Raw genomic sequence first — 14,320 nt, forward strand, 5'->3', positions numbered from 1 at the left:
TAGGGTACCTATAGGGTACCCTTTTATAGTTTAATCTATCGAGAGTAGTCATGCTTGTTCGAAAATGGACGCCCCTTGCTATCGTTTTTAAAATATTTGGTGATTGGTGGAAGGAAAAGCAGGAAGTTCGGCGAAAAAGAAAATATACGTCAAATGATGTCCAAAAGACTGTTCGCTTGAAAATTGACTTAAAGCCAAAGACTTTGGGGGTTAAATAAATGCATTATATCGGAATCGACTTAGCATGGACCTATGCCAATGAATCGGGAATTTGTGTGATCGCTGACAATGGGGAAATCGTCTATTGTGAGTCCCAGGTTTTCAGCGACGAAATGATTGCGGACATCGTTGCAGAACATGCTCAAGAAGGAGCCATCGTAGGGATTGATGCTCCCCTAATCGTGAATAACGAAACAGGTTCCAGATACTGTGACGGAGCTATTATGAGAGAGAAAATTCATGGTAAGAATCTGTCCGTTTTCACCTGCAGTAAAAGCTTTATGCTCAACCACTTCGGAGTAGTTCGAGGAGAAGAGGTCGTCAAAGCCATTCGAAAGCGGATGCCGGCTTTTGCCCTCACCGGTGACCTAACCAATAAAAAGCACGTGATTATCGAAACCTTTCCCACGGGAATAACTTTAGGCCTTTTTCCCGATGCTTTTCCTGTTAAATATAAAATCAAACATAAGATCAAATTTGAAACAACTAAAACGGAGATGGGCAGGATGGTTAACCTTTTAAAAAGGTTAAGTGATTTCAATCCCCCCGTCCATAATATAGAAGATTTCTTCAATCATTTATCGAGCATTCAAGCTATGTCTAAGAAGGGGTTTAAGAACCTTGAGGACAAGCTGGATGCTTTTTTATGTGCTTACGCCGCTTATTGGCTGGCCAAGCATCAGGGGAAGGTTTTCGGTGATGATCAGGATGGGTTCATTACTATTCCAATAATAGACGAGAATGAGGTCCGTGACGGCAAATCAGAGAGGATACGAGTCTACAATAAACTGATTCGCGATAAGATACCCCAGATCATCGAAGACAACGGCAAGAAAGCCATTATTGAAAAGGTTTCAGGCCCAGAATACCTGAATTTATTAAACGTCAAGTTAGGGGAAGAGCTTCAGGAGTACCTGGACAGCCAAAAGGTTGAAGAACTGGCGGATTTAGTTGAAGTCGTTTACGCCATCTTGAATTATGAAGGGGTCTCTCGGCAGGAATTCGAGGATATCAGAAAGCAAAAGGTCGAGGAGAGAGGCGCTTTCCGGGATAAGCCCCTGCTGAAAGAAGTAAGCGACAGTTGAGGGGTTGAAGGGAATTGACAGAAAAGATCAAGCAGAAGGGCAGCCTGGGCAGTGTCGCCAAAGACCTCTTCGTCGAGCTGTTTTGTGATACCTTTGGTCCGGATCAAGCGGAGTATCTGTTTCTTCAGTATCCGGTCACCGATATTTATGGTAATAGACGCTCCATAGATTTTGCTCTGGAAAGTGAAGACTTAAAAATTGCCATTGAGATTGATGGTGAAACCTATCATAACCCCAATAAGGTTTCTTCTAATAAATATTATGATGACCTTACCAAGCAAAACAGCCTGATCTATCATAACTGGAAGATTTACCGCTGGGTATACAATCAATTGAAGCACCAACCTGAAAAGGTCAAGGACGAACTGCGGATTTTTGTCGGGGAAATACCCTCCTTCAGAATGCTGGAGGATTATCTGCCTAAGCAGAAGGGCAAGGTGATTGAACTGCGGGAACATCAACAAGCTGCTTTGGACAGCCTAGAGACCATGCGTGATCAAGGGGAGAGTATCGCTCTGCTTTATCATGCTACCGGAACCGGAAAAACTGTGACCGCAGTCAGTGACGCCAAACGTCTGGGGAAACGAACCCTGTTTTTGGCTCATACCAAAGAACTAATAACCCAGGCTAAAGGTACCTTTGAAGAACTTTGGGATCAGGCGGAGACAGGTCTCTATTTTGCCGAAGAAAAAGCTAAAGACGCTTATGTTGTTTGCAGCAGCATTCAGAGTGCTGCCAGAAATCTGGAAGGGTTTAAACCGGAAGATTTCGGTTATATCATTGTCGATGAATGCCATCATGGAACGGCAGATACATATAGGAAGGTTTTGAGTTATTTCAAACCTGAATTCACTCTGGGTCTCACGGCTACCCCGGACAGAGCCGATGGCGAGAGCATCCTGGAGGACTTTAAGAACGTGGCCCATAAGCTGGATTTGCAGCAAGCCGTGGAATTAGGGGAACTTGTTCCCATCAGGTGTATCCGGGTCAAGACCAATGTGGATCTTTCCACGGTGAGAATCAATGGCATTAAATATTACGCTCAGGACTTAGAAAGTAAACTCTTTGTGCCGGAGAGAAATAAGCTTATAGCAGAAACCTATCTGAATTATGTTAGGAATAAGAAAACCGTGGTGTTCTGTGCTTCTGTAAACCACGCTCAGGAGATTTCAGCTTTATTTAAGGAAAAGGGAATTAATTGTGAGGCTGTTTCCGGTTCAATGAAGTCAGCAGAAAGGTCGAGGATTTTAGATCGTTATGAAAATGAGGATATCCAAGTCTTATGTGCCTGTGACCTTTTAAACGAGGGCTGGGACAGCCCGAAAACAGAAGTTTTGTTCATGGCTAGGCCGACGCTGTCCAAGACACTTTATGTTCAGCAGCTGGGACGGGGGATGCGCAAGTGCGCGGGTAAGGACTACCTGATGGTTTTTGATTTTATTGATAATGCGGGCTTGTTTAATATGCCCTACTCCCTACACAGGATGTTTAACCTGAAGGAATATAGGGCAGGAGAGTACGTTGTTGCTTCCCAGAAACAGTTTGAACTGGACAGAGATTTAATCGCCAGAGGAGAAAAGCCGTCTGTTTCTCTGGATTTCCCGGTGAATGCCGCGGATTACGAGCTGATTGATCTATTTAACTGGCAGGATGAAGTGAAAGGGATGATATCTCAGCTGGAGTTCGTAAGGATGGTTGATGTGCAAACAGAAACCATCGAACGGTACCTGCGTGAAGGAAAGATAACCCCTGATTTAGAGGTGCCTTTCGGGGATAAAAGGAACTTTAAATATTTTAAGGAAGCAACCGTGGAGAGCTATGCTAAACAGTACGGCTGGGAGCTGATCAACCCTGCCAATATGAAAGATAGGTTTATGGACATGGTCAGGACGATGGATATGAGCTTTTCCTATAAGCCGATACTGCTCAAGGCCATGCTTGAGCATGTTGACGAAAAGGGAAGAGTTAAGGTCGAGGATATGGTTAATTACTACATGGACTTTTATAGGGCTAGAAAAGATAGCGGGCTGGTGGTTGAGAAGAAATCTAGCCTGTATTGCAAAGCCGGATATACGAGAAAGGATGTTGAGAGAAATATCTTTAGCAATCCTTTTAAGCGGTTTGAGGATATGCGGTTTATGAGCCGGTGCCGGGATATTGAGTATGTGGAGTTTAATCGACATGTTTGGAAGAGGATGACTCAGGCGGATAAGGGCTGGATTGTTGGTTGGTGTGATGAGAAGTTGGAGGAGTATTATAGGAAGAGAATAATAAAGGGTTAATTAAATATAGTTGATTAAGCCGCTATAGAAGCGATATTTGTGTTGGAATTTAGGGAAGGGCAGTCCCTGCTGCGAGTGTAATAGAAATATGGAAACTTCGAAAAGGTAGACATGTGGTAAGAAATTCGGATCTGTGGATATGTTTCCTTGGACGGAGTACGTGGATACCTGTGTACTGCAATATACGGTAGGGGAAAAGGGAAAACAGGTAACGGTTGAGGTTGGAATGAATAAGTAAATGGAATATTCTCCTCATATTAAAGGCATCTGCTCAATGAAGGCAGGTGCTTTTCTACTTACCGTTACTCGACATATAGACTATAATAAAGAGGCATTTTACACAAGTTGAATGTTAAATTTAGATTTATGTCGTAGTACTGTGGTAAAATATATTTTGTCTAAAATTAATCCAATTGACAAATTGTTTAGTATTGGTTACCGTTTAAAAATGTAAGTTTTCACTCGACACCTATTCGTCAAAAAATGATAATTGTGTCATCATAGGAGGATAACATATGGCGGAGAAAATAATGACTGTCTTGGCGAAGGAAACCGGAGGCAAAAGCTATAAGGCTCACAAATACGGACTTGATCACGCTGAACGCCCATTCATAGAATATGGAGATGATTCAATCATATGGAAAAAGACCGCTGAGACTACTCCTCACCGCAAATATGTTTCTCTTGAAAATTTAGGAAAAAAACTTGCGGCAAGGAATGAGCAGTTGCTTACTTATTTTCTTGATGGTTCTCGTAGGGTGTTTAAAGTTGATGACATTGCCTATAAAGTGTCTAATGGCAGAAGTGTAATTTATCCAGTAATCGCTGGACAAATTGGAGTGGGCTGCTGTCGTAGAGTTAATAAGGCAGTCATTCCAGAGAAATTCAAACGAGAGATAGTACTGGCATTGCCAGATATTGCTGACGCTGACGGAATACCGGGTTTCTTTAATGCAACAGCCAAAAAGCTAAATGAATGTGCAGAGTTAAGACGGGTTGGTATAGAGTTTTCTACGATATTGCCATATAAAACAGCAAAGAATACAGACAAGAAGTTTGAAGATAGGGGAACTGCGTGTATCCAAGACCGGATGATAGAACGTGAAAAAGAACTGGTCGCGGAGCTTGTTCGTGAGGGAAAGTTGAACCAAGATAACTATTTGGTTAAAGATGGTTCGCTTGAATATAAGCCAACCAAAGAGGACAAGGCTGACAAAAGGAAATACCAGATGTTCAAAAATAATTACAGTTGGGTATTAGGGGCCTCAAAGAATTTCAACCCAGAAGTATGTTTGGATATTAATGGGAAACCAAACCCGGGATTTATTGCTGACTTACCACTTTATCACCGAACGCCTGTAGCCTGTTTTGTTAGCGATTTTTTAGGTGATGATATCCAGTTTGCGGTGTGGTACATCCGACTTAGGGATAAGAAACGGACCCGAACTCCTTTTGATGGAATATTGAAAGTCGAGAAAATTCTCGTGACACAAGAAGATGTTGACAATGGCATAGATAGTGACCTTGTAGATGTGCTTAGTGCGTACTTGATAAACGAACGAAATCCTGTTTGCTATGGTTCAGATTTGCGTTGGGCGAATCACATCTATCCTGTATATCTCACTGAGTCTTTTGTGAAGTCAAAATACCTGAGTACAGAAAGTTTTCTGCATCTATTTTGAGGAGGATTAAAATTAATGAATAGTAAAAATAAACTGATCGGGCGTGTACTTGCCACCGAAAAAACACCGACCACAATGGATAAGTTCAACTTCTGGACAAACTCAGATTTGAAGCTTCATGCGTTCGATATAGTTAAAGTTAAACATATTGACAACTCGTTTTCGTTTGGTATGATTGAGAATATCTCTCATATAACCGACGCCCAGAGCTTTTTAACCAATTTCATCTCCAGCGACTTCGGAGATGTTAATGTCGAAGAGCCAACTTTGCGCGTAGGGATGAATTATGCTGAAGCAGCTATATCTTTTAACGATAAAAATCTTTATACTCCTGTTCATAATAACGCCCCAGTATATCTGGCTACAGCTGAAGAAATAACTATGGCATTGGGGCTTGACAAAGTTCAGAACCCTCTTGTTTGCGGTTCGCTGAAAATGTATGAGGGAACCACTGACGAGATTACCTTGCCTGTGAATCTCAATTCGAAATTCATACTGGGTCCCGAGGGCGCACATCTAAATATCTCAGGTATTTCAGGACTTGCATCTAAGACGTCATACGCTATGTTTCTGATGAAAGCTATTCAAGACCATTACATCATAAAAGCCGATATCGATACCAATGATAGTGTTGCTTTTGTTATTTTTAATGTCAAAGGCAAAGATCTTATGGCAATTGATAGACCCAATGACTTTATTGCCGACAAACCAGGTGAAAAAGAAAGAGTTTTTGCTGACTATGAAACCCTTAAACTTTCCACGGAGCCGTTCAAGAACGTCAAATACTATATTCCGTTTTCAAGCAATACATCAGCAAAAAGAAGCACCTATCTTGGCGCAGATGATGTAAAGGCATATATGGAATATAAACAACTTAAAAAATTCAAATATTCGTATGAAGATGATAAGGAAAGCCTTGAAATGTTGTTTGCAGATGTTGATGACCCACAACAAACAATGGAGTCGATAATTAGTAAAATTATTGATGATTTGGACCCTGATTTTGGTGGTGGGCGCGTTGTAACATGGCAAGACTTCAGAGATAAGGTAAATGAGCTTTCGCAAAGGTCGCAACCTTCAACAAAAGGTCAGCAAAGGGTTTCTAATGAAATATCTGTGCTTAGTTGGAGAAAGTTTAAACGTATTATCAACAAAGCAACTAAAAATGATGATATGTTTGCAAATCGTCCAGATCAAAGCAAGCATGAATGCCGTTTGGCGGACGCTTTAAAACACATAAGTAAAAACGAGGTTTGTGTTATTGATGTTGCTAAACTACCTGAGGACAAACAAGCATTTGTTTTTGGAGACGCGGTGCGTACAATTTACAATTTGAAATTGGGTGAATATGACGGCGATGATGGCGTTAATCCACCATCGAGAATCATTGTATTCATTGACGAACTCAATAAATACGCCTCCAAAGAGACTCCAAAGACATCACCAATTTTGAGGGAAATTTTGGATGTCACCGAACGTGGTCGCTCGCTCGGCGTTGTGCTTTTTGGTGCTGAACAGTTCCGTTCTAATATACATCAGCGAGTCACCGGCAATTGTTCTACTCACGCATATGGTCGAACAAACTCTATTGAAACTGCCACCAAGGATTACGGGAGTTTACCGAGTACGTATAAAAACATGTTGACTAGATTAGAACAGGGAGATTATCTAGTTCAAAATCCAATTTTCCGCTCCTTGCTGAAAATAAAATTTCCAAAACCGATTTATAAGCAATTCAAGGATTAACAAACAATTAAAGTGAGAGGAGTGAATTAATGTACCAATATGTTTTCGGTGCAAATATATTAGAGAATCTTACGACAGGAATGTACCAAGATTCAAGAGTCATTTATCGCGAGTATATACAGAATGCATGTGATCAAATTGACAAGGCAGAACGCGACGGACTCTTGCTTCGAAGTGAAGGACGAATTCATATCTGGCTTGATCCCGATAGGCGTATAATCACTATCGAAGATAATGCAACTGGAATTCCGGCCTCTGATTTTCAGAAAACTTTAGGTAACATTGCTGATTCTGATAAGAAAATAGGTGAAGATAAAGGTTTTCGTGGTATTGGTAGACTATGTGGGCTTGCTTATTGTAGAGAATTGGTTTTTACATCGACTGCAAAAGGCGAAACTATTATCTCCACTATGCGCTGCAATGCTCGAAAAATGCGTGAATTGATTGTTGCAAATAGCAAAGGTGAAAAACATACTGCAAGTGATGTTCTTCATTCTATAAACGAATTTACGACTGAAGACAAGGCGAATCCCAATGATCATTGGTTTAAGGTTGAACTTGTTGGTATTAATGATGCAAATACTGACTTGCTTGATTTTGCACAAATAAAGGAATACCTGTCTTTTGTGGCTCCTGTTCCATATATAAACACTTTTATATTCCGAAAAGAGATTCATAAACATGCTGAAGAAATAAAGTATAATATTGATGAATATGATATCACGCTGAATGGTGAAGCAGTGCTCAAGAAGTATAAGACGAACTTTAAAACCTCCAAAGGCGATGATGAAATTTTTTCTATCGAATTTAAAGATATCAGAGATTTAGATGGGAATCTTCTCGCATGGATTTGGTGGGGTGTATCGCGTTTCAAGGCGTCTATTAATAAGGATTGCCAAATGCGAGGTCTTCGCTTGCGTAAAGAGAATATTCAGATAGGTGACGACGACGCACTGCAAAAACTATTCAAAGAAGACCGGGGGCATCATTATTTTATTGGCGAAGTTTTTGCTGTGGCAAAAGACCTAATACCTAACTCACAGAGAGATTACTTTAATGAAAATGAAACACGTAATCGATTTGAACGAGAACTTAAACTCTATTTTAATGATGAACTCAAAAGTATATATTATGGCGGTTCTGCCATAAATAGTGCGTTTGATAAGATAGATAACTTCGCAAAAAAAGAAGCAGAGTTTAAGGAAAAAGAAGCGAATGGCGTGTTCGTTGATACCGCACACAGAGAAGCAGAACTCGATGAAATTAAGAAAGCAAAATCCAAAGCCGAAGAAGCAAAAAAAGAAATTGAAAAGAAAAAGCAAAAGGCTGATGAAAAAGATAATAACGTCATGGGAAGGTTAATTGAACGTATTGAAACGGAACGCACTAAAAAACCACATATAGTAATAAGTGCAAAACCGCCCGAACCAGATACTACAAAGGACACCAAAATTCCGTGGAGAACGGATAAGCTATCAAATTACAGTAAAAAAGAACGGAAACTTATTTCAAAAATATTCGGCATTATTGTTACATCTACGAACAAAGAGATAGCTGAAACTATAATTCAAAAGATCGAGGGCGAACTGCAAAATGAATCGAAGAGTGTTGCTCATTGAGCCAGATTATAAAAATAAATATCCACCTATGGGGTTAATGAAATTAGCCACATACTATCGTCGCCTTGAAGATGATGTGCGATTCTTTAAGGGAAATCTTAAAGAGTTTGCTGCAAGGCTCCTTTGTGAGGAATTTTTTGATGAAGTTGGAGATGCTTCTCTTGGCAAACACTTTCCTAAACTGATTGAACACATTAAGACGGGAAAATATGCTCCATTAGATGCTATCCCCGACTTTCGGAATAGCGAGTTAGAGAGAAAAATTAAAGTATATCGCCTTCGGTACAAGGCTGAGGACTTTCCGAAATTTGACATAGTAGGCATTACTACGCTGTTTACTTTTTACTGGAGTAAAACGGTTGACACAATTAACTATGCAAAGAATTTTTGTAAGCACGACGGTAGAATGCTCGTGGGAGGTATTTCGTCAACCATTTTGCCAGATGAAATTATAAAAGAAACTGGAATTGACCCTCATAAAGGGTTGTTAAACGCACCCGGAATTTTAGATAACGACAATAAAGATATCATTGATGAATTGCCGTTAGATTACTCTATCCTTGATGAGATAGATTATAAGTATCCCGCAAATAATGCGTACTTTGGTTACATGACGAGGGGCTGTGTAAATAAGTGTGAATTTTGTGCTGTGCCAAGACTTGAACCGGATTACAAGGATTATATAGCTCTAAAACAACAAATCAAGGAGACAGAAGAACGCTTCGGTGCACAAAAAGACCTTCTTTTAATGGACAATAACGTATTTGCATCAAAATGTTTTGATGGAATTATTGATGAAATAAAAGAATGTGGATTTGCGAAAGATGCAACGTATATGCCCCCAAGTGAGTATAGCCTCGCCATAGATAATCTGAAAGCTAATTATAATATTAGAGCGTATAGAAAAAAGATGATTGGAATCTATGACCGTCTTTCAAAAAAAATGAGCGAAGAAGACGCTGGCGACTTCTATCGCAAACGGGAAAAGCTAAATTTACTGTACGCCGAAGTGGCAACAAAAGACAATATCCTTGCTTTTGACGACACAGTTCGCCCACTGTATGATAAAGCTTTTAGAAACATGAGACGTGCACGCTATATTGATTTTAACCAGGGTGTCGACGCAAGATTGGTCACTGACGCAAAAATGGCAAAACTATCAGAAATCAATATTCGCCCGCTTCGTATCGCATTTGACCATTATTCTATGAATAAGGTTTATATAAAGGCGATAAAATCAGCAGCTAAACACGGTATTACCGACCTTTCAAACTATCTACTTTATAACTATCAAGACAAGCCGGAAGAACTATACTATCGAATGAGGATTAACATAGATCTTTGTGAAGAACTTGGCGTCACAATTTACTCATTTCCAATGAAGTACCATCCGATTGATGACCCAACTTATTTCCGCAATCGTGATTACATTGGAGATAAATGGAACCGTAAGTTTATTCGTGCAATACAAGCTGTACTTAATGCTACAAAAGGTAAAATTGGCCGTGGCAAAGCATTTTTTGAGGAAGCGTTTGGAAAGGATATTGATGAATATAATAAAATTCTTTGGATGCCAGAAGCATTTATTATTTACCGCCGAAAGTACGATGAAGAACTTCGGACTCGACTTGCGGAAAAATACCAAAGTCATTATGATGATGAAAGTAATCTTGTGAACGAATGGTGGGATAAATTCAACGCTCTCGACGAGAAACAATTGCAAGTTGCCAAAGATATAATCGCGAGGAACCGATTTGCATACGAGGATATTGAACATTGTCGGGATAAGTTTGTGCGTGAAGTATTGGAGTATTACCGGATAAAGAGAGATTGATATTCAAGATATATGTACTCGGCGGAACAGCTTACGGGCAGTCACTTTTTGTCGTTTCGCGTAGGTTCCATGACCCTCCACAGTCATGGGCAAGGACGTGAATCACTCAACTTTGCGGCTTGCCATGCTTGTGCGCTGTTACCGGAAACGTGCTGTGAAGAACGCAACGGTTTCCTCGATAGAGGACTTATTGTTGGTACGTATGGGGATAAAGGTCTTGGTTTTTATAAGGAGCTGCTGTGAGGCAGTAAATGGTGACTGGATTAATGTAAAGGAGAGGTATTATCCCCTGGGACAATGCCTCTCTCTCGCTTTTCCGTAGCGGTTTAGGGTATAGATCAACACGTTTCTTAACCCTCTCCCTTAAGCTGTGTGGGAATTAGCTGATTTCAGAGTCACTATGGTTATTATGATTTAATGACAAAAGAAGTTGAATGGAATTAAAGTGCTCAGCATGCTAAAATGGATGTTACAATATCAGTTCTTAGAACGAAATCCTAATCTAGTGGACATAGTCTTCTAAAATGATGATATATGAGGAGGATGCGTACATGTCTGAAATTCTCATGAAATGTATTGATTTGGAGAAGAGCAAAAATGGGCTAATTAAAAAATGGGGGTATAAGCATCCGGAGAAGTTATATGAAGAAGAGACTTACAGAACAAATTTTCGAAGACAAAGAGATAGAATTTTGTATACCGGTGGTTTCAGACGATTGCAAGATAAAACGCAAGTAATATCTGCAATGAAATCCGGAGACCATAGAACCAGGTTAACCCATACTCTAGAAGTTGAGCAAATAGCAATAAGTCTATCAGATGCGCTAGGATTAAACTCAGACTTAGTATCTGCTATAGCTTGCGGACATGATGTCGGGCATACTCCCTTTGGACATGCAGTTGAAAGAGCCCTAAATAAAAAACTTAACAAGCAAGGTGGCTTTTCACATGCAATTCAGAGTGTAAAATACTTAAACGAGAAAATGAGAAAAGACAAAACGCCGAAAAAAGTCCAAAAGCTACAAGATTTAATATTTGAAGGGATTCTCAAACATGACACTGATGTGTACGTAGGAGATTATGATAATAGGCAATGGGACTGTTCACAATATAAACTGGATGAAGCGGGCACGTTGGAAATGCAGGTTGTTTATTGGGCGGATAAAATTGCGTACCTCACACATGATTTTGAGGATTTTTATAACACTGAAATATACTTACATGCAAAAAAAAATTACCCTCAGCTTGAAGTAGAGTTAAAGACTATCTTGGCAGAGTTAACAAAAAACCCCAAAATTAAGAAGAATATAAAGCTTTTTGAGACAAGAAATTTGATACGAAATATTATTGCTCAGCTCATTGATCAAAGTAAAAAAAATATTAAGTCAAAAACTTTAAAACCCAATGGTATTAGAATAGAAACTACACGACTGATAAAAGAAGAAGAATTAAAGCAAGCAAAAAAAGAGAAAGAAGATTCTGCAGTTGAAGTGAATTATGTTGAATATTTAGAAGTTAACAAAATAAAAGAACTAGAAGCTCAATTAGAAGACATTAAAAAGCGTAACGACAAAGACCAACAAGAATTAGTTGACAGCACAATTAAGACTGTTAAAAAAATAAAAAAGAATGCGTATATGGATTGTTTAATGATAAACTTTACCGATGAGTATAGAAAAAACTATAAGGAACTAAGAAAACTTCTAGATGATTATTATATTTTTAGTCCTGAAATAACGAGATCTGATGCAAAAGCAGAAAAAATAGCAAATTGTTTATTTGATGATTTTGTTGCGAACATCAGGTTGTTGCCATTAAATATTCGAAAACGTATAAAAGATAAAGATAACAATAACGATAACGAACCAGTTGGAGCCAACTCGAAAGAGAGAATTGTCGCGGATTATATTGCAAGTATGACTGATAGGTATGCAGAAGTTATTTACACAGATTTGAACGCAATCGGTGGAAACTACGACTATTAGAGTGAAGGTGTATACAAATGGAAAAAAAAGATATGTTGAAAGATGACAAGTTGCATAATATTGTTGAAAAAAATTTAGGCAACGTTGCTCAATTCATTAGTTTTTCTCCCATAAAGGAAGAAGGGCTAAAGTATGTCCATATAAGCAAATATAGACATTCGGATATGTGTAACATCCGTTTACTGATTGAAAAGTTGATAGAAGCCTCATCATATAAGGCTGTAAATATTAGAAGCTTTAGTCCTGAAATGATGAAAGGTAACAGATTTGTTTATAACAAGAGCATCGAAGATTTAGATGAAATTATAAGTATAATTGAAGAAAATGCTGCTAATGGAAAGTACTCAATAGTTAATGAAAATATTGATGTCAATGATGGCGGTGTGTCAGGTGTAGTGCTGGGGGATATTATTGAGTTCTCACCAAATGACACACCAAAGTGCGTTGATAAGGAAGGGGTTTGCTCTTTACCCAGAGATATTGGAATGGCCCTATTGGAGAAAGTCTATGGTTTTAGACCAGAGGTGAATTTTGGTACAGATTACAGGGTCGAATTTAGTATCCATCCGCATAGACAGGGGACTGAAAAACAACACACTATTATTTGGGAATACGAGCGATTTGAGAATGCAATTTCAAATAAAGAAATAATATGGCCTAATAATTTCTCGAAATTTATTGGGGATAAGACATTTGGTCTTCTCATAGCAGATATTTTAGGTCTAAAGGTTCCCAAAACAACAGTTTTAGCCAGAAATGTTGCACCTTTTACGTATGGAAAATCTACTGGCTTAAATGAAGTATGGATAAGGACTTGCCCGGTTATTAAGGAACCGGGGAAATATTATACCGGAGATAAATGGATCGATCCGTTTGATCTGATGAACAAAGAGGAGCAAAAAGGTGAAAATCCCATAAATATTGCTTCTATAATGTCTCAGAATGCTGTTGAATCTATTTATTCCGGAGGATGCATTATCAAAAAAGACCCTCAGGATGATATTATCGAAGGGGTTTTTGGAAAAGGTGATGCATTTATGATTGGTCAAGGAAGTATTGAAAAGTTGCCGCGTGAGATTATTCAAAAAGTTAAAAAGCTCAATAGCAAAATTAGAAGTCATTATAAACAGCTAGGTGAAGTATCTATTGAGTGGGTGTATGATGGGAAAGATGTTTGGGTTGTTCAACTTAATCAGATTAAAGTAAATAGTTCTCAAAATGTCATTGTTGAAGGCTCTCCAGAAAAATATATTCAGTTTAATGTGAACAAAGGATTAGAGGAGCTTCGAAAGACTATAAAAGAGTTAAATGAAACCGGTATTGGCATTGAATTGATAGGCAATATTGGGATAACCAGTCATTTTGGTGACTTATTACGTTTAGCAAATATTCCTTCTAGGCTAGTAGTAAAATCCAAAGTCGGGTTGTAATAGCAAAGCTAATGGTATTGCGGGGCAATAATAGAAGCTATGAAGTGTGTGGTATAATTGCCCCACACTTTACCTTTAGTGCCATTTTCAACTACAATAACCTTCCCAACTGAAGAAATCTTTGATTTGTCTGGAGAAGGATTCCCTGCGGTCAACCTTCTTACTCGGCGGAACAGCTTACGGGCAGTCACTTGTTGTCGTTCCAGGAACCTGCACGGAACGACAAGTTCCGCCGATTTAAAACGCACCTAGCCCAAAGTGCGTTTTATTGCTTTTCGCAGTTACTTGTTTTCTATGGATAACATCCTGAAAAATATATTTATGAATCCGTATTAAATGGGGGATACCAAATTTATCTTTTACAGTCTGCTCATTTCAAGTTCATATTGCCGAATCATATGTAATATCTGCGTATTCTCATGCACTCAAGAATGCCAC

Annotated in this window: 9 protein-coding genes; all 9 read left to right on the forward strand. The window is 39.0% G+C overall.

All coding sequences use genetic code 11. The annotated features are described in order from the left end of the window. Positions 1-218 precede the first annotated feature (218 nt). Positions 219-1,304: a DUF429 domain-containing protein gene (locus M8E35_RS15835; RefSeq protein ID WP_252470169.1), complete on the forward strand. Its 1,086-nt coding sequence runs from the start codon at positions 219-221 to the stop codon at positions 1,302-1,304. Positions 1,305-1,318: 14 nt separating this feature from the next. Continuing rightward, complete coding sequence (locus tag M8E35_RS15840; protein ID WP_252470170.1) at positions 1,319-3,586, forward strand: DEAD/DEAH box helicase family protein; 2,268 nt, start codon at positions 1,319-1,321, stop codon at positions 3,584-3,586. A 515-nt stretch (positions 3,587-4,101) separates the two neighbouring features. Beyond that, positions 4,102-5,268: a hypothetical protein gene (locus tag M8E35_RS15845; protein ID WP_252470171.1), complete on the forward strand. Its 1,167-nt coding sequence runs from the start codon at positions 4,102-4,104 to the stop codon at positions 5,266-5,268. Between the two features lie 15 nt (positions 5,269-5,283). Beyond that, positions 5,284-7,014, forward strand: a complete 1,731-nt coding sequence (locus tag M8E35_RS15850) for an ATP-binding protein (protein ID WP_252470172.1) — start codon at positions 5,284-5,286, stop codon at positions 7,012-7,014. A 29-nt stretch (positions 7,015-7,043) separates the two neighbouring features. Further along, entirely contained in the window at positions 7,044-8,633 is a 1,590-nt protein-coding gene (locus M8E35_RS15855; protein ID WP_252470173.1) for an ATP-binding protein, read from the forward strand. Continuing rightward, positions 8,608-10,467, forward strand: a complete 1,860-nt coding sequence (locus M8E35_RS15860) for a radical SAM protein (protein WP_252470174.1) — start codon at positions 8,608-8,610, stop codon at positions 10,465-10,467. The genes M8E35_RS15855 and M8E35_RS15860 overlap by 26 nt, the downstream gene beginning before the upstream one ends. A gap of 48 nt (positions 10,468-10,515) precedes the next feature. Beyond that, the gene (locus M8E35_RS15865; protein WP_252470175.1) at positions 10,516-10,710 is read left to right on the forward strand and encodes a hypothetical protein; all 195 of its coding nucleotides are present in this window, start codon (positions 10,516-10,518) and stop codon (positions 10,708-10,710) included. 308 nt (positions 10,711-11,018) lie between these two features. After that, positions 11,019-12,452, forward strand: coding sequence for a dGTP triphosphohydrolase (gene dgt / locus M8E35_RS15870; protein ID WP_252470176.1), 1,434 nt, complete (start codon positions 11,019-11,021; stop codon positions 12,450-12,452). Positions 12,453-12,469: 17 nt separating this feature from the next. Next, positions 12,470-13,882: a hypothetical protein gene (locus tag M8E35_RS15875; protein ID WP_252470177.1), complete on the forward strand. Its 1,413-nt coding sequence runs from the start codon at positions 12,470-12,472 to the stop codon at positions 13,880-13,882. Positions 13,883-14,320: the final 438 nt, after the last annotated feature.

The organism is Desulfosporosinus nitroreducens (assembly GCF_023897015.1).
In the GTDB taxonomy this organism is placed as follows: domain Bacteria; phylum Bacillota; class Desulfitobacteriia; order Desulfitobacteriales; family Desulfitobacteriaceae; genus Desulfosporosinus; species Desulfosporosinus nitroreducens.